We start from the raw sequence: 17,008 nt of genomic DNA on the forward strand, positions 1-17,008 counted from the left end.
ACCGAGTGCCCCCTCTCCTCAGCATACTTCTTTCACAATCTCAGCCACGTAATTGGCCACCCATTCCAGCAGTCTCAAATCTTGGCCGCGACCCGCCACAAATGAAATACCAACCGGACAGCCGAGCTCTCCGATTATCGGCACCGTAATTTGTGGCAATCCAGCGAGGCCCGCCATACAGCTCATTTCGAATGTTCGCAATCGGCGCTGCTCGACCTCTTCTCCTCCCAAATTCAAAAGCGGCGCAATCGCCGGAACCGTTGGCAGAACGAGGACAGCGTCAGTTCCGAGCAGCTCATCCATACGCTTGCTCGCTGCTTCACGCAGCATAAAAGCTGCTTCGCTGTCCTTCGCTTCCAGCGTACTTGCCCACGCGAACCGCTCGGCGATTCCCGGGCCGAATGTTGGCCGCTCCTGCTCAATCCAGCTCTGATGCTCACGCCATATTTCTAATCCTTGTATGGTTCGGAATGCGTCCCTCCACTTGTGCAATCCGTTCGGTGCTGCAATGACGTCGTCATGCTCTTCCGCCAAGTTGTAAAGCGCCAGGAAATAAGAGGAGGCTGCGTCATAGGTATGCTTATCCGTTAGCTGCCATACATCGCTCGCGAACCGTATTCGGCGGAAACCTGTGTTGCTTGCGATCCCCATTTGTTTGCCAAGCAGCACATGACCTACCTCTAGCAGTGTCTGAGCGTCGCGGGCCATCCATCCTGCTGTATCAAAGCTGGGTGCGAGCGGAATCAAGCCCGCTGTATCTACAGCCCCATGCGTTGGACGAATGCCATATATGCCGCAGTAAGCAGACGGTACCCGAATCGAGCCGCCTGTGTCCGTGCCTATGGCAAAATCCACTAAACCCGCCGATACCGCTGCTGCCGATCCACTTGAGGAGCCGCCCGGAATGCGCCCTGGCGCCTTCACGTTAACTGGCGTACCGTAATGGGCATTCTCTCCGTTGATGCTATACATCATTTCGTCGGTAATGGTCGTTCCCGCGAGCCGCGCTCCGCTGCGAAGGAGCATCTCCACAACCGCAGCATGCTGCACTGCTGGCTCATGCGTCCGCAGCCAATCCGGATTGCCAGCGCCAGCCGTATAGCCAGCGATGTCGAACACATCCTTTACTGCGAACGTTTTGCCGCTCAGTCTGCCTTCAGCCGCAGGCTCTGCCACTACTTGCTCATCCGCGTATACGTTATAGCTCTGCTTCATTCCAAACTCCGCCTCCCTATCTTCGAAATGCTACCAACCGATTGCAGCACCATCGCAGCGCGGATCGGAGCCGCCTTGCAGGAAGCCTTGCTCATCGCGCTTAATGGCATGGGCATGACCCATAATGCCGTCGAACTCCTTAACTTTCCGTACCGTATGTCCAGCTTTTGCGAGTGAATCGAGCACTTCCTGTGATACACGCCCCTCTATCTTGAGCTCCTGCGTCGGTTCGCCCCAAGTACGGCCCCACACCCATCTAGGCTCATTGATCGCCTGCTGCGGATCCATGCCATAATCGATCATTCGCGTAATGATCGCCGTTTGCGTCTGCGGCTGGCCTTCCCCACCCTGTGTACCATAGAGTATGGCGGGTTTGCCGCCCTGACAGGCCATTGCTGGCATAAGCGTGTGGAACGTTCTTTTGGCCGGCTGCAGGCTGTTCACATGATTCGGGTCCAGTGAGAAAAAAGAACCGCGATTTTGCAGCAAAACTCCCGTACTCCCCGCAACTACGCCAGATCCGAATTCAAAATACAAGCTTTGGATGAAGGATACGGAATTGCCTTCCTCGTCCACTACAGCTGCATAAGCCGTATCACTGCCGAGCACCTCTGATTTCTCCGTGGATGCACGGTTCAACTCGATAGATGCAGCAAGCGTAGCCGCATATTTCTTGTCAAGCAGTCGCTCCAGCGGCACATTCGTAAACGCAGGATCAGACAAATACTTATTTCGATCACGGAAGCTAAGCTTTAGCGCCTCTACGCACAGCTGGTAGTAGTCATGTGAGCCATGCTGAATCTCAGCAAGCTTGAATTTCTCTAATATATGAAGCGCCATAATCGCCGAAAATCCTTGCGAGTTAGGCGGCATTTGATGAATCGTATAGCCGCGGTAGGAGCCCTCGATCGGCGTAACCCAATGACCATGGTGATCGGCAAAATCATCCGCTGCCAGAATCCCGCCATGCTTGCCCAAAAAATCGGTTATTTCCTTAGCCGTCTCGCCTTTATAGAACTCATCGCGCCCACGCTCAGCCAAACGGCGAAGCGTCTTTGCAAGTGCAGGCTGCTTGAAGCGCTCGCCTATCTTCATGGGCTGGCCGCTCGGCAAATATATATCCGCCGTTTCAAGCGTCCTCGCCAGCACCGCTTCATTATGCACCGTATTGTGATATTGATCCGGTGACATGGGAAAGCCATTCTCAGCATAGTCGATGGCCGGCGCCAGCACCTCAGCCCAAGTCAATCGCCCGTACTCGCTATGAACCGCATCCCAGCCGTCAACCATACCGGGTACAGTTACAATGCTGCCGATTCCTCTATTCGGAATTGCATCAAGTCCAGCATATGCATCCATGTTTGCTTTATAGCCAGATCGGCCGCTTGCATTATACCCTCTTACTTTACCCTCACTATGGTGATAGCCCAGCCAGAATGAGTCTCCACCGAGACTCGTCATATGCGGATAGACGACTGCAAGGCATGCACTTACAGCTACAGCAGCGTCATATGCATTACCGCCCTGCTCCAATATGCGTGCACCAGCGGCAGTAGCCAAATAATGTGGACTGACAACCATCGTTTTTGTGCCGATTACGGATTGATTCACGCCGACCACTCCCGAAAAATGATTTTGATAAGTTTATAAGTCATTAATCATTCATTCTTATGACAGATAATATGACATAACATAATTATAAAATACCACCTATGCTGTTGATAGGCAACAAAAATGAAACTAAATTTCTATTTTTATGTTGATAACGAATGTATTTCTGTATATATTTAAACATATAGTAATCAAAAATAGATATTACAAGACACATTGATTATACACTGATTTGTGATAGGAGCTGATAAACACGTGCAAACAAGATCATTTGATGAACCAAACACGATAGAAATGGATGATATTGATCGGAGGATCATTGCCGAACTCAATGTAAATGGAAGAATTTCTTACACGGATCTGGCCAAAGAAATTGGTTTATCGCGAGTTGCCGTTCAATCCCGCATTAATGCACTAATGGATGGAGGCGTCATAGAACGGTTCACTGCTGTTATTAATCCGGAGCGGATCGGCATTAATGTATCTGCTTTTTTCAATGTAGAGGTTGAGCCCAAGCACCTGCATGCCGTTGCCGATCAACTGTCGACGGAGCCGTTCGTAACAAGCCTGTATCATATGACGGGGCCAAGCAAGCTGCATATGCACGGACTGTTCCGCAACAATCAAGAGATGGAGCATTTTCTCAAGGATAAGCTTTATACACTGCCGGGCATTATGAGCGTCGACTGTCAGGTTCTGATTAACCGGTATAAGAGCCGTATGGGAATGAGGCTGTAAACATGGCTGACAAACTGCTGAACAACCGCTACATGCAGCTTTCGTGGGCCATGATGAAGACAGGCATTCTCGGCTATGGCGGCGGCCCCTCCGTTATTCCACTCATTCGTTACGAAGCTGTAACCCACTACAAATGGATAGATGACGAGGAGTTCGGTGAAATCCTGGCGCTTGCAAATGCACTCCCAGGGCCAATAGCAACAAAAATCGCTGCTTATCTAGGCTACCGTGAGAAGGGTACGCTTGGGGCCATTCTATCTGTGCTTGCACATATTATACCTTCCAGCATCGCCATGATTCTGCTGCTTACGACCGTACAATACCTTAGCAGCGCCGCATTCATACAAGGCATGATCGGAGCGGTAACGCCCGTTATTGCGGTCATGCTCGGGATGATGGCTTACGAGTTCGGTGAACGGGCGGTGAAGGGACTAGGAAAATATGCAGGCTTTGGCTTTTTTGCAATAGCTTTCGGACTGCTTCAGGGCATCCATATCCATCCCGCTATCGTTATCTTATTGTTTCTTGGCTATGGTGCTTTCCACTTGCGTATCGTTGCGGCATTGCAGCGTAGGAAGCAGCAGAAAAAGGAGGGTATATAACCCGTGGAATGGATTAATTTAATCATCGGCTTCTTCATTGCCAATGTGCTTGGCTATGGTGGTGGACCCGCCTCAATACCGCTCATGTACCGCGAGATCGTTACGAACCACGCCTGGTCCACGCCGATGGAGTTTTCAAACATACTGGCTCTCGGCAACGCCCTTCCAGGCCCGATTGCAACCAAAATAGCCGCATTCATCGGCTACGACGTCGGCGGCTGGTTCGGTCTTATTCTCGCTTTGGCAGCAACCATTATCCCATCGGCTGTCGCGTTGATTGTTTTGCTTAAAGTGCTCCAGAAGCATCGCCAATCTCCTATAGTCAAAGGATTGACCCTGCTCGTGCAGCCTGTAATTGCTATCATGATGCTTCTGCTCACTTGGCAAATGGCGCAAAGCTCTGTGGAATCGATTGGCATCATCCAGTCGCTCATTATAGCGGCCGTTGCCTTCTGGGCGATGCAATTCCGCAAAGTTCATCCCGCAATCGTCATCGTTATCGCATTTGCTTACGGCGGGCTTGTTATTCCGCATTTGAACGTACTTTAACACTAACTAAAAAGGACAGTCTCCCTCCGGTGCCTAGCGGATTATCGGGAGATCTGTCCTTTTTTTGTTGAGCTACGTAGTAGCTAGCTTATACAGATAACTGAGCACAACCCCTATAACAAAGACAACATAAATGTTTTTCTTTTTGCCCGGATCATCTGATCTTTTAGCATCCATAAAAAAAACAATTCCGACCATAAAGACTTTTAAAATCAGAGTTACGAAAGGAACGATAAGACCGAGTCCGAAGGCCGTCACATAAAATAAAATTTTAAAGTTCATAATAAACCCCTCTACTTATAAGTTCCTATCGACAGCATTGGAGGCTCCCTTTATACCGATTGCCAAGTTATCACTCAGTGAAAGAGAATAGTTAGCTTAATGCTTCTTTGTTACTATAATTATTCCAGTAGACCAATCCAGCTTGGTCAATTGTAAGTCCTCCCGACTATCCAAGCTCCTTATCAAAGTATCAACTTTCGCTGGGTGACCTTCCGACCAAGATGGAATCGGTATTAAATCATCAATGATATACAGCCCTCCCGGCTTTAGCAAAGCTAGTGCTTCTTCAAGCGCGTGAAATTTCCCCGGCCAAGTATCTGCGAAAATAAAATCAAAGCTTCCCGCCTCCAGCTCTTGGATGAGATCTGCCCCGTCCATTACGAACAATCGAAGCCTCTCATCCCCTCCCAGATGTTTCTGCGCAATACCCTGAACGCTTTCATCACTCTCTACCGATAATAACACCGACTCCTTGCACATGCCGTCCAGTATCCAACTCGTTGAGACACCAGCTCCCGTACCCAGCTCTAATAACCTGCCCTTTGGACATGACGCCGCCAGCGTTCGAAGCAACGAACCCGTTTCCGTATCACACGACATATTGAAGCCTAATGCATCCGCCTCTCGGTTTATAGCTTCAATCGCAGCAGGCTCTCTACTATTTTTATTATGCAACATATAACATCCCCCTGTTCGGCTAGTCAGACTTCTTATTTAGAAATCCCCCTTCATCATTCAATTTACAAAAAAAGGAAAGGTATAACTTCTACATAAAAAGCAGATTCTCCTTTAATTGATTCATATAAATGAAAAAAAGCCTCCCTTCTGCTTATTGGCAGTTGGAAGGCCCTCTTATACTCTATTTGCTAATACGATTAAACCCGCCCGCGAATCTCGTCCATAAACGCCTTCGACTGCGCCATTTCATGCTCCTTCGCTTCCTCCATAATGATATGGACATGCGGCTTGTATTGATTAAGAAGCTTCAAATACAGCTCGTAGTTCATCTCGCCAAGTCCGGCCGTAACCGTGCCTAGCTCACCATTCGCAAGCAAAATGCGATCCTTCGCATGTGCCGCAATAATTCGGTCTCCGAGCAGGTCGAACGCTTCTGTAATGACCTCGTCCTGCCTGGCGAAATTAGCAGCATTCAGAAGGTTCCCTGGATCAATCACAACGCCAATGTTAGAGGAAGGAACCTCCTCCAGCATTCGCGCCAGCTCAGGTGCTGTTCCGACCAAATGCCCGTCGGCTGCCTCCAGCCCAACAAAGACGCCCCATTTCTCGGCTTCCTCTGCAAGCTCCTCGAGCGTTGCTTTCATAACAGCCCAATCGCGATCCGTATAGTCCCCGCCCTCATTCTTGCCCGTTTCCGCCGCAACCATCGGAGCTCCAAAAAACCTAGCGTAGCGCAGAAGCTCCTTGTACTTGTTCACATTCGCGCGTCTAATCGACTCGTCACGCTCGAATAAATGAACATAACAGCCAAGCACCGAGATCGACACGCCATTCTTATCGAACTGCTCGCCAATCGCATTCGCAAGACCCGGGCTGATGTTGCCCGGCTTGCTGAAATCGACATCGCTGATCGCCTTCCACAGCGCTAGCTGTACATGGGTAAAACCACTCTCCGCTACCTTGGCGGCTAGCTCCTTATGAGGCAGGCTTCCGAATAAATGGGCAAGAACACCAACTGACATCTGATCGACTCCTTTTATTAGACACTGCCTTTCAAAGCAACTTCCAACTCTGCATTAGGCGCATACACCTTTTTGGCCAAATACGACTGCGCAATCATAAAAATACCGCCCGTTACCCAGTACAATGAGATTGCAGCAGGTGCTGACAAAGCGAAAACACCCATTAGGATCGGAGATAAGTAGCCCATGAATGCCAGCTGCTTCTGCTGAGCAGCGTTCGCATTCGGCTGCGTAGTCTGAGACACCTTGAACTGTACGAAATACACGAGTGCCGCAATGATCGGAAGCACAATATCCGGCGAGCCTAGCTTGAACCAAAGGAATGAATGATCCGCCAGCTCCGGCGTCAGCTTAATCGCTGAGTACAGCCCCATCAGGATCGGCATTTGGATCAGCATTGGCAAACAACCAATCGCCAGCGGATTCACCTTGTGCTTCTGGTAGAGCTGCATCGTTTCCTGCTGCAGCTTCTGCTTGGACTCCGCATCCGATTTGCCTTTGTACTTGTCTTGAACCAGCTTGAGCTCTGGTTGAAGCACAGCCATCTTCGTTTTCATCTGGCTCTGAGCGCGGTATTGGCGCATCATAAGCGGCAGCAGCACTAGACGGATAATCAAGGTAATGCCAATAATCGCGAAGCCATAGTTGCCATGGAACATATCAGCCAAGTACTGAAGCACCGCGGATAGCGGATAGATCACATAGTGGTTGAACAGTCCCGGCGTATCTCCGTCAATCGTACCGCTTGCCGTGCTGCAGCCGCTCACCAAGAGCAAGCCTGCCAGCATCATACAGACAATTATGAGCCGGCCATATTTTAATGAAGGGAATACATTGTTCGTTTGCATAGAAATCCTCCTCGTTTGTTTGAAAGTAGCGAAACAAACGAGGCGGAGCAATCTGATATGTCATCATCAGGCGATTCCTTGCGCTTCACCTTCCTGGCCAGCCAGTGATGCAGCGGTACAGTGCGAATCAGCACCTGCGGCATCGAGAGGTACAATATACTTACAACTTGATCCCGCTCCCAGTATTCATGTTCATCAGATTGCAAATGTGAAGCATAAGCGAAAGCCAAGGAACACAACAGGCTGAGGGATATCAGATATGGCATAATATCATGCAATTCAAACTCGAACAATGTATTCACCTCCTTTCATTTTTAAGTTAGAAATAGATTTGTTGCTGTCTGGTTATTATAACAGTAATTATCATCGGATTACGACTGTTGCCATCACAATTATGTTACGAATTGGTGCTTCTTTGTTATTTACAAACGACTAACCTGCACCATATAATCTCTAAGTTGCCAATGTCCGCACTCCGGTGCTTCGTTTCACCATAGATTCCCAATCAACTTAGAAGAAAGAGGACAACATGAATCAAAAAAGATTAAAAATCATCTATTTATCGCTTATTGCATTCACAGTTCTACTGGTCGCTATCGGTTCGTTCTTCCCTACTGGGAAAACCGGCTCTTATGCCGTGAACGCAGAAAGTGCCGCAACACCCGCCTCCAGTCAGAAGAAAAAACTCATTATGGGCACATCAGCCGACTATCCGCCTTACGAGAGCGTAGATGCCAAGGGCAACGGCCAAATCGTCGGCATGGATATCGATGTAGCCAAGTATATCACCAGCCAGCTCGGATATGAACTGGAAATCGCCAACATGGATTTCAATGGGTTAATTGCCGCTCTGCAAACCGGACGCGTCGATTTTGTCATGTCTGCCATGTCTGCTACGGATGAGCGAAGACAAAGTGTTGAATTCTCTGATATGTACTACGCCGCACGCAATACGATTGTTTCCAAAAAATTAGAACCGCTTGAAACGGAAGCCTCACTCGTTGGCAAGCGGGTCGGGACGCAGCTCGGCTCTACTCAGGATCTCTACGCGGCAACGATCGACGGGGTCATTTTAAAGAAGCTCAATAAAATTCCCGATCTTATTCAGGAATTGAGTTCCGGCCGTATCGACGCCGCTATCGTTGAAGATGCCGTCGCCGTTGAGATGACCAACTCCAATCCCAATCTCGTTATGAATTTCCTGCCTGCTGAGTCTGCGGACAACGGGTATGCGATTGCTTTTCCGAAACAATCGCCAATTGTCGCAGAGTTTAACCGTATTCTCTCCGAAATGAAGGAGAGCGGAAAGCTGGATAACATTACAAATAAATGGTTTGCTGAGGAAGAGACAAGTTCAGGGGCCTTGCTTGGCCTGAACATTGATTTCAGTACACTCAAGGACTATATTCCTTATATTCTTAAAGGGGTTTACGTCACCCTGCTCTTCACGCTAGTGTCTGCCTTGTTCGGATTGGTGTGGGGAACGATTCTATCGCTATTCAAAATATCCGGTATTAAGCCGCTGGAGTGGTTCGCAACCGCCTATACATCCGTATTCCGCGGAACGCCACTGCTCGTCCAGTTGACTATTATTTATTATGCGACCCCGCAGCTATTTAATTACGATATTCCTGCGCTGATGGCAGCCGGACTCGCTTTCGGACTGAATTCAGCTGCCTATTTGTCCGAAACCATTCGTGGCGGCATTATGGCTGTAGATAAAGGTCAGCGGGAAGCCGCTATCGCACTAGGCGTTCCTTACCGAAAAATGATGATTCGCATTATTTTCCCACAGGCGCTTCGTACCATTCTTCCCGCTCTTGTGAACGAATGCGTAGCATTGCTGAAAGAATCATCGCTCGTATCTGTCATCGGCGTGTCCGATTTAATGAGGCGTGCAGACGTCGTTCGCGCAGACACCTTCCGCTCCATTGAAGTGCTGCTATTTATCGCTGCCATCTATTATGTTCTCGTTCTTATTCTAACCACATTTGCCCGTAAGCTTGAAAGGAGGCTGCGCCGCAGTGATTAACATAACCGACTTAACGAAAGCCTTCGGCAAGAACCAAGTGTTGAAAGGCATCACAACAACGGTTCAAAAAGGGGAGGTCGTAGCACTGATCGGCCCGTCCGGTTCAGGCAAATCCACTTTTCTGCGCTGTATCAACATGCTGGAAACACCTACCTCAGGCCAAATAGATATTGAGGGTACAGCCATTACCGATCCCAGAACCGATATCGCTCGCGTGCGTCAGCGCATTGGCATGGTATTTCAGCACTTTCATCTGTTCCCGCATATGACGGTTATTGATAATATTACGTTCGCTCCTATAGAGGTGAAGGGGCTGTCCGCCGAAGAAGCCCGCGCCAAAGCGATGCAGCTGCTCGCGCGTGTCGGGCTATCCGACAAAGCGGACAGCTACCCCTCACGCCTGTCTGGCGGGCAGAAGCAGCGCGTCGCCATCGCAAGAAGCCTTGCAATGGAGCCTGATATTATGCTATTCGATGAACCAACCTCAGCACTTGATCCTGAGATGGTGAAAGAGGTTCTTACAGTTATCCGCAGCCTTGCCGACAGCGGCATGACGATGTTGATTGTCACGCATGAGATGAAATTCGCCCGTGAGGCAGCGGATACGATCTATTTCCTAGACGACGGCAAGCTTGTTGAGCGTACTACGCCAGAGCTATTCTTCACGAAGCCGCAAAGTGAACGGGCTGCAAGATTTCTGGAACAGGTGCTTTAAGGGAAGACGCTCATGTCTCTTGGATACCTGGACAATACTGTGATAAACGACGGGAAGCTGAACGATGAATCAACTAGATTCATTCTAAGGATAGTATGGTATAATCTTCAAAAAAGAAGGAGGCTGCTATCATGTCCTTGCGACCATCTACTGAAGAATATAACGCATATTACGAGACATACATCGGACTCGTAGGCGAAGAAAACGTCATTGACCTGCTCGCAGCCCAGCTTGCAAGCACGACAGAGCTTCTGTCCGATATACCCGAGAAGCAGGCGGATTACCGCTATGCAGAAGGAAAATGGACGCTGAAGCAAGTAATCGGCCACATTTCGGATACCGAGCGCGTCATGTCCTACCGTCTGCTGCGTGCCGCTCGCGGTGATAGAACGGCACTCGCTGGCTTCGACCAGGATACATTCGTAGATGCCGCTTCATTCCAGAGCTGGAGCCTCTCTCAAGTCATCGAGGACTACATCGCTGTTCGCAAGTCCACGCTCACTTTACTGCGAGGCTTGTCTGACGAAGCTTGGGGGCGCCTTGGTGTAGCTAACGGCGGCGATGTGTCCGCAAGAGCGCTCGCCTACATTATTGCTGGACATGAGCTGCATCACCTGAATATCGTACGTGAGAAATATTTGCAAACCTAAAGTAAAGCAATCAACCTAAAGAACTCCTATATGTAAACCTTTTATTATGATAAAATGGTTAACATATAGGAGTTCTTATTGTAAGGAGCGATGCTTGAATGACGATTCGACTACGAGGACATCATCTGCTCTGTCTGCTTGGCTATAGAGGCATGGGATACTCGGACGATTTCTGCACCAACATGACTTTCATTTATGAAACGTTGCGCACTAAACCTCAGACTGAGGTTGAAATTATAATAGGACCTGATGATGTCTGCAAAGCCTATCCGCCTGACAAAGCTTATCATTGCGAAGGATCCGTATACGGCTTGGACGAAGCTGTGCTCGTGAAGCTTGGTCTTGAAGAGGGTATTCGAGAAAGCTGGCACTCCTTATGCAGCCGTGTGGCAGAATCTATGATACCGGCGGATATTCAGATTCTCTGCACGACCTGTCCTTGGGAAAAGTACGGCGTATGCGCCGAGGGCGTGGGTCTTCTAGCGAGCGGACAACCATTGCCCAAAGTGGGAGTTAATACCTAATGTCCGTACAGCTCATTCAGGGTTCCTTCTAGCAATCCGTGAAGGGAAAACACGATTCTTGTCGAATATGACCATATGCGAATAATGAATATATTACCCACCCTTAAACGTTTCTCCATCCTGTTATTGTTTCTATGTATTCTTCTTGGCTTACGATGGTTCTGGACAACCGTATTCCCCACTGCCGTTGCGCCGAACCCAGTCAATGGCGTACTCGATTTACGAGGATGGGACTTGCAGCAATCACCGCCCATAAGCTTAGACGGGGAGTGGGAATTTTACCCCAGCCAATTATTAAATAATAGCGATCAATCTGCAATAAATGATCGAGCGTCTACATATGTACAGGTCCCCGGCAACTGGGAAAGCTCTTTTCCCGAAACAAACAATAATGCTCTCGGGTACGGAACCTACCGGCTGCGCATGTTAATCGACCCGCTGAAGGAGCCCGTCACATTCTCATTCAAAAAAATTCAATCATCATCGAGAGTGGAAATTAACGGCGTCAGTGAAGGAACGATAGGCATACCGGCAGCAAGCCCTAGCGACTACGTTCCAAGGAGTATTTCTTTTACGAGCACGTACACGGAGCTCGGTGTACAAGAGCTCGTCGTGTCCATTCAAGTAGCCAATTATGACAACCCTTATAGTGGTGGGATATTGAACCCTGTCCGTTTTGGCTCTCAAGCAGCTATTGAATTCGAACGATGGTACTCGATTGGTTTTCAGCTTATTACCTTTGTCATCTTACTTCTCCACGGCTTGTACGCCTTCGTTCTGTATTTCCTGAACAGAAGGGAGAGAACGCCGCTTCTATTCTGCCTGCTGTCATTGGCAGCGGCCTTATCCATTATCTCAGATAATGATAACGTGCTCGTGCTATGGCTGCCAATTGATTACGCTTGGTCTATCAAAATCAGATTGCTATCGTACCTGTGGCTCGCCTATTTGATTGTTTTCTTTTTCAGAAAATTCACCGCAATGCTGCAAGGAAGCAAAGCTTTTTCCGTATATTCAGGAATACTTTTATCTTATTCTATTTTCATGTGCTTGGCGCCGATCTCGCTCGTCAATGCAACTTATTATTTTAAAGTTTTTAGCGTTCTGTACCTATTCCCTTTCGCGTGGCTCATTTATTTGATAGTTAAGCTCTTCTTCACGAAAAAAACGGACGAGGATGCCTTTTTCTTGCAGCTATCAGGTGCTGCCGTCATTTCCAGCACCATCTGGGGTGCTGTAAGTTTTGACTTTACCAATATGAATCTGTACTACCCGGTTGACATCATCGCTGCCATTATCGGATTTTCGATGTACTCGCTTAAAAAATATTTCCGAAAAACGCAAGAAATCAGCCAATTAAATAGACAGCTGCGTGAGGCAGACCTGCTGAAAGACCAATTTCTAGCCAACACGTCGCATGAGCTTAGAACGCCGCTGCACGGCATTATGAATATTGCAGAAACGGTACTACTTCATGAGAAAGACAGACTCCATTCGAAAAGCATAAGCGATATGGAGCTTCTCGTTACGATTAGCAAGCGAATGTCGCATTTACTTGCCGATCTTCTCGACATCACCAAATTGAGAGAACATCGCATCGTACTGCAGAAGGAACCTTTACACGTGCAAGCGATTGTTCCTGGCGTCGCGGGCATGCTACGTTCTATGTACGAAAACAAGCCGATTGCATTCATACTGCATATTGATCCGTCTTTCCCTGCTGTATTGGCCGATGAAAAAAGATTGGTTCAAGTATTGTACAACTTAATGCATAATGCGATTAAATTCACAGAAAAGGGAACGGTATCCGTTACCGCAGCAACGAATGGCGGGAATGCGATCATCCATATCTCCGATACTGGCGTCGGCATGGACGAAGAGACAGTAGCCCGCGTCTTCCAGCCCTATGAGCAGGGATCTCATGGTATCAACGAAGGCAGCGGAATCGGGCTTGGACTCAGCATCTGCAAACAATTAATCGAGCTTCATGACGGTTCGTTCACGGTTCAATCAGAGCCTGGCAAAGGTTCCGTGTTTAGCTTTAACCTACCGCTGGCCGAAGCGTCGTTGCCGAAGCCTCTCTCTGAAGGCGAGACTGCCATAGAGCTTGTCGCAGCCTCATGGGGAAATAGCCAGGTTCCGAGCAACTTCGCAGAGACATACATGGCATCCATTCCGAAACCAGCTAATGACGAACGAATTCAAATTCTTGCGGTCGATGACGATGCTGTCAATTTGAAAGTGCTTGTGTCGATTCTATCGACTGAATCTTATGCGATTACTACAGCAAGCTCTGGCGATGAGGCGCTTAGCATGCTGGACATGCAGCAATGGGATGCTTTGGTGATCGATGTGATGATGCCGCACATGTCCGGCTACGAGCTCACTCGAAAGATAAGGGAACGATATTCCTTGTCTGATCTTCCCATTCTCTTATTGACGGCTCGAACGCAGCAGGAGGATATCTATACGGGTCTATTATCCGGCGCCAACGATTACGTAACGAAACCTGTCGACGCGCTGGAATTGAAATACCGAATGAGAACCTTAACGAATCTGAAGCAATCGATTCATGAGAGCATGCGGATGGAGGCTGCTTATTTGCAGGCACAGATCCAGCCTCATTTTCTGTTTAATACTTTAAATTCCATATTAGCCTTGAGCATGATCGACACGAGCAAAATGCAAGAGCTGGTCGAGGCTTTCACGGACTATCTGCACATCAGCTTCCATTACTTGAATACGCAGCCTGTTGTTGATTTATCTCACGAAATAGACTTGGTGAAAGCCTATCTGTTTATTGAGAAGTCACGATTCGAGAATCGCTTATCAGTAGAGTGGGACGTTGATCAAGGTTGTCTGCTCAGCCTACCCCCGCTAACGATTCAACCGCTTGTGGAAAATGCGGTCAAACACGGGCTGACCCGTATGCAGGGGGTTAACGTAACGATAAGTGTTATTCGTCAAGGCGATTACGTGCATATTGAAGTGAAGGACGATGGAGTTGGAATGGACAACGAGACGGTTGCTAGGCTGCTTTACCAGCCTAGTGCAGCCAAGAGCGGAATCGGCCTATACAATACAAACCGTAGATTAATTAAGAAATATGGACAAGGCTTGATCATTCATAGCAAACCTGGAGAGGGTACTAGCGTTTCCTTCCAAATTCCGATTCAACACTAAAAGTATGCATGGAATGTGAAAAGCGGCAAGGCCGGGCATAGAGCCGACCTTGCCGCTTTCGTATATTCTCTTAATGAACCTCTAGCTTCTCCATCCCGTTCATATACGGCCTTAGCGCCTCAGGTATCTGAATTGCCCCATCCTCGCACTGATGATGCTCAAGCAGCGGAATGAGAATGCGCGGACTTGCAACTGCCGTATTGTTTAACGTATGACAGAACTTCAGCGAACCATCCGCTGTGCGGTAACGGATATTCGAGCGGCGTGCCTGAAAGTCACGGAGATTCGACGACGAATGGGTCTCCCCATAGCTCGCTCTGCTTGGCATCCATGTCTCAATATCGTACTGCTTATATGTTTTTTGCGACATATCGCCCGTACATACTGCCATTACCCGATAAGGCAGCTCAAGAAGCTGAAGCAGCTCCTCCGCATTTGCTGTTATTTCTTGAAGCAAAGCCTCCGACAGCTCATGGTTCGCCTCACAGAGAACAACCTGCTCAACTTTGGCGAACTGGTGTACACGGTATAGACCATGGACGTCTCTGCCCGCCGAGCCAACCTCGCTGCGGAAACACGTCGATGCTGCTGCGAGCTTAATGGGAGCTTGTGCATCGACGATTTCATTCGCATAATACGTAATCATCGGGACCTCCGAGGTGCCGACGAGCCACTTGTCGTCATTCGCGATCCGATAGGTCTGATCTTCCCCAAGCGGGAAAAAGCCCGTGCTGTTCATTGCCTCCGTACGAACCATCAATGGTACTTCAAGCATCGTAAATCCCTTCTTCACCAGCAAATCCAGCGCCAGCTGCTGAACGGCCCGGTGAAGGACAACCCCCGCTCCCTTGAGGTAATAATTGCGGCTGCCCGCTGCCTTGACTCCGCGCTTAACGTCGATAAGATCATGCAGCTCGCCGAGCTCCATATGATCCTTGGGTTTGAAGTCGAAGCTTCGCGGTTCGCCAAATGTTCTTACCTCTACATTATCAACATCCGACCTGCCAATAGGCGTATCAGGCGATACAACGTTAGGAACTAGTGCGAGCAAGCCTGCGAGTTTGTGATCAACAATCGCAAGCTCTACGTCCGCCGCTCCCAGCTTCACATTCGTCTCCGCTACTTGCAGCTTCGCCTGCGCCGCCTCGCCCTCAGCCCCTTGTCTAATCAGCCTGCCAATCTGAGTCGAGAGCTTATTCCGCGCTGCTCTAAGCGCTTCTGTCTCCTGAAGAAGCATACGCTTCTTCTCATCCAGCTGCAGCAGCTCCTCCAGCGACAATCTGATTCCCTTCTGATCTGCTGCCGTCTGTACCTGCTCCGCATTTTGCCTAATCCATTTCAAATCCAACATGCCACCGCGCTCCTTTTGAGTAGAAATACAAAAAACGCCCTCATCCCATATGGGACGAGGAGCGTTTTTACTCGCGGTGCCACCCAAATTGACCAAACAGACAGGCTGTTCAATCCTCTTTGATCCGCGATAACGGGCGGGCCCGGTAAACTTAGGGGGAAGTATCTGCCTCCCCTTGACGAGAACGCCTCCGAGTTGGAATCTCTTCACTGGCGTGATCCGATTATGAATTTCTAGTACTATAGCATAAGTATCGTCAGAAAAACAAGTCCTTCCTCTAACGAAAGTGCTGATGATCTTTTTGAAGAAGCAAATGTACGACTTAGGGTTGAAATGTCAACGACAGGTTTAAACTAAGTGTATATACATGATTTGCTGAACTTAACATGCCGACCTCAAAGGAGACTGTTATGCTAAAGAGAATAAAAAAGTTCATATATTCGGACCGTCAGAAACAAAGCACCCCTACACTTGTCGCCCTTGGCATATCCTTAACGTTCCTTGCTGGATGCGGGCAATCCGGAACAAGAGCTATAGATGTGTATTCCAGCTCTCCGAGCGCTGCGACAGCACCTGCTCATGATGCCAAGGAGACAGCTATGACAACCGATTCAACAGCTCAAGAGGATAATCCCTTTGCACCTGCAGGAATAACCGATCCAGCTGCCTTCATCCAAATGTTTAAGGCCATGCAAGCGGCCGTTGCCGCTGGTGATAAAGCAGCCGTCGCAAAGCTCATCCTTCTGCCCCTGCATGTCAATGGCACAAACCCATTTGTGATCAACACAAAGGAACAATTCATAACCAGCTATGATGTCATTATGACAGAGCCCGTAAAAAACGCGCTCGCAGTACAAAAGGTTGAAGAACTGTTCGTTCGAGACCAAGGTGTCATGGTTGGAAACGGCGAGCTCTGGTTTGGGGCAACCCAGGGAGAGCCCCAGACGTATGGCTTAATTGCCGTTAATCCCATGTAAGCAGTGCACACACGGTAAGCTACACGAACTC

Annotated in this window: 16 protein-coding genes; 9 read left to right on the top strand and 7 right to left on the bottom strand. The window is 48.8% G+C overall.

From position 1 onward, the window contains the following. Positions 1 to 18: 18 nt before the first annotated feature. On the bottom strand, positions 19 to 1,215 hold the full coding sequence (locus FGT79_RS16180; RefSeq protein WP_138753853.1) for an amidase: 1,197 nt from the start codon (positions 1,213 to 1,215) through the stop codon (positions 19 to 21). Between the two features lie 30 nt (positions 1,216 to 1,245). After that, the gene (gene ggt / locus FGT79_RS16185; RefSeq protein WP_138754057.1) at positions 1,246 to 2,796 is read right to left on the bottom strand and encodes a gamma-glutamyltransferase; all 1,551 of its coding nucleotides are present in this window, start codon (positions 2,794 to 2,796) and stop codon (positions 1,246 to 1,248) included. A 285-nt stretch (positions 2,797 to 3,081) separates the two neighbouring features. On the opposite strand from ggt, the gene chrS reads away from it, so the two are divergent. The 3 genes from chrS to chrA are packed head-to-tail and all read left to right on the top strand — an operon-like array spanning position 3,082 to position 4,715. Then, complete coding sequence (chrS, locus tag FGT79_RS16190; RefSeq protein ID WP_484217459.1) at positions 3,082 to 3,564, top strand: chromate efflux transcriptional regulator ChrS; 483 nt, start codon at positions 3,082 to 3,084, stop codon at positions 3,562 to 3,564. Between the two features lie 2 nt (positions 3,565 to 3,566). Beyond that, positions 3,567 to 4,166 carry a chromate efflux transporter ChrB gene (gene chrB / locus FGT79_RS16195; RefSeq protein WP_281285968.1) on the top strand — a complete coding sequence of 200 codons (600 nt, stop codon included), beginning with the start codon at positions 3,567 to 3,569 and terminating at the stop codon, positions 4,164 to 4,166. 3 nt (positions 4,167 to 4,169) lie between these two features. Continuing rightward, a complete protein-coding gene (gene chrA / locus FGT79_RS16200) occupies positions 4,170 to 4,715 on the top strand; it encodes a chromate efflux transporter ChrA (RefSeq protein WP_138753854.1) in 546 nt (181 codons plus the stop codon). A 72-nt stretch (positions 4,716 to 4,787) separates the two neighbouring features. Here chrA and FGT79_RS16205 read toward each other — a convergent pair whose 3' ends face one another. The 4 genes from FGT79_RS16205 to yidC all read right to left on the bottom strand — a co-directional run bounded on the left by FGT79_RS16205 (position 4,788) and on the right by yidC (position 7,545). Then, positions 4,788 to 4,997, bottom strand: a complete 210-nt coding sequence (locus FGT79_RS16205; RefSeq protein ID WP_138753855.1) for a hypothetical protein — start codon at positions 4,995 to 4,997, stop codon at positions 4,788 to 4,790. Positions 4,998 to 5,093: 96 nt separating this feature from the next. Further along, entirely contained in the window at positions 5,094 to 5,675 is a 582-nt protein-coding gene (locus tag FGT79_RS16210) for an O-methyltransferase (RefSeq protein ID WP_138753856.1), read from the bottom strand. 197 nt (positions 5,676 to 5,872) lie between these two features. Further along, positions 5,873 to 6,697, bottom strand: a complete 825-nt coding sequence (locus FGT79_RS16215) for a sugar phosphate isomerase/epimerase family protein (RefSeq protein ID WP_138753857.1) — start codon at positions 6,695 to 6,697, stop codon at positions 5,873 to 5,875. 17 nt (positions 6,698 to 6,714) lie between these two features. Then, positions 6,715 to 7,545, bottom strand: a complete 831-nt coding sequence (yidC, locus tag FGT79_RS16220; protein WP_138753858.1) for a membrane protein insertase YidC — start codon at positions 7,543 to 7,545, stop codon at positions 6,715 to 6,717. A gap of 529 nt (positions 7,546 to 8,074) precedes the next feature. On the opposite strand from yidC, the gene FGT79_RS16225 reads away from it, so the two are divergent. The 5 genes from FGT79_RS16225 (at position 8,075) to FGT79_RS16245 (ending at position 14,649) form a co-directional block, all read left to right on the top strand. Then, a complete protein-coding gene (locus FGT79_RS16225) occupies positions 8,075 to 9,577 on the top strand; it encodes an ABC transporter substrate-binding protein/permease (protein ID WP_138753859.1) in 1,503 nt (500 codons plus the stop codon). After that, positions 9,570 to 10,292 carry an amino acid ABC transporter ATP-binding protein gene (locus FGT79_RS16230; RefSeq protein WP_138753860.1) on the top strand — a complete coding sequence of 241 codons (723 nt, stop codon included), beginning with the start codon at positions 9,570 to 9,572 and terminating at the stop codon, positions 10,290 to 10,292. The genes FGT79_RS16225 and FGT79_RS16230 overlap by 8 nt, the downstream gene beginning before the upstream one ends. 131 nt (positions 10,293 to 10,423) lie before the next feature. Next, the gene (locus FGT79_RS16235; protein WP_138753861.1) at positions 10,424 to 10,942 is read left to right on the top strand and encodes a DinB family protein; all 519 of its coding nucleotides are present in this window, start codon (positions 10,424 to 10,426) and stop codon (positions 10,940 to 10,942) included. A 98-nt stretch (positions 10,943 to 11,040) separates the two neighbouring features. Continuing rightward, positions 11,041 to 11,466, top strand: coding sequence for a DUF1284 domain-containing protein (locus tag FGT79_RS16240; RefSeq protein ID WP_138753862.1), 426 nt, complete (start codon positions 11,041 to 11,043; stop codon positions 11,464 to 11,466). 84 nt (positions 11,467 to 11,550) lie between these two features. Further along, positions 11,551 to 14,649: an ATP-binding protein gene (locus tag FGT79_RS16245; RefSeq protein ID WP_138753863.1), complete on the top strand. Its 3,099-nt coding sequence runs from the start codon at positions 11,551 to 11,553 to the stop codon at positions 14,647 to 14,649. A gap of 70 nt (positions 14,650 to 14,719) precedes the next feature. Here the strand turns inward: FGT79_RS16245 and serS are convergent, their stop codons facing one another. Then, entirely contained in the window at positions 14,720 to 16,000 is a 1,281-nt protein-coding gene (gene serS, locus FGT79_RS16250; protein WP_138753864.1) for a serine--tRNA ligase, read from the bottom strand. A 410-nt stretch (positions 16,001 to 16,410) separates the two neighbouring features. On the opposite strand from serS, the gene FGT79_RS16255 reads away from it, so the two are divergent. Next, entirely contained in the window at positions 16,411 to 16,977 is a 567-nt protein-coding gene (locus tag FGT79_RS16255) for a hypothetical protein (protein ID WP_138753865.1), read from the top strand. Positions 16,978 to 17,008 lie beyond the last annotated feature (31 nt).

This window comes from Paenibacillus sinopodophylli (assembly GCF_005930355.1).
GTDB classification, from domain to species: Bacteria; Bacillota; Bacilli; order Paenibacillales; family Paenibacillaceae; genus Pristimantibacillus; species Pristimantibacillus sinopodophylli.

Bases quoted from the DNA above. Each gene is read 5' to 3' on its own strand.
- FGT79_RS16180 (WP_138753853.1), bottom strand. From the start codon at position 1,215: ATGAAGCAGAGCTATAACGTATACGCGGATGAGCAAGTAGTGGCAGAG.
- ggt (WP_138754057.1), bottom strand. From the start codon at position 2,796: ATGGTTGTCAGTCCACATTATTTGGCTACTGCCGCTGGTGCACGCATA.
- chrB (WP_281285968.1), top strand. From the start codon at position 3,567: ATGGCTGACAAACTGCTGAACAACCGCTACATGCAGCTTTCGTGGGCC.
- FGT79_RS16205 (WP_138753855.1), bottom strand. From the start codon at position 4,997: ATGAACTTTAAAATTTTATTTTATGTGACGGCCTTCGGACTCGGTCTT.
- FGT79_RS16210 (WP_138753856.1), bottom strand. From the start codon at position 5,675: ATGTTGCATAATAAAAATAGTAGAGAGCCTGCTGCGATTGAAGCTATA.
- FGT79_RS16215 (WP_138753857.1), bottom strand. From the start codon at position 6,697: ATGTCAGTTGGTGTTCTTGCCCATTTATTCGGAAGCCTGCCTCATAAG.
- yidC (WP_138753858.1), bottom strand. From the start codon at position 7,545: ATGCAAACGAACAATGTATTCCCTTCATTAAAATATGGCCGGCTCATA.
- FGT79_RS16225 (WP_138753859.1), top strand. From the start codon at position 8,075: ATGAATCAAAAAAGATTAAAAATCATCTATTTATCGCTTATTGCATTC.
- FGT79_RS16235 (WP_138753861.1), top strand. From the start codon at position 10,424: ATGTCCTTGCGACCATCTACTGAAGAATATAACGCATATTACGAGACA.
- FGT79_RS16240 (WP_138753862.1), top strand. From the start codon at position 11,041: ATGACGATTCGACTACGAGGACATCATCTGCTCTGTCTGCTTGGCTAT.
- FGT79_RS16245 (WP_138753863.1), top strand. From the start codon at position 11,551: ATGAATATATTACCCACCCTTAAACGTTTCTCCATCCTGTTATTGTTT.
- serS (WP_138753864.1), bottom strand. From the start codon at position 16,000: ATGTTGGATTTGAAATGGATTAGGCAAAATGCGGAGCAGGTACAGACG.
- FGT79_RS16255 (WP_138753865.1), top strand. From the start codon at position 16,411: ATGCTAAAGAGAATAAAAAAGTTCATATATTCGGACCGTCAGAAACAA.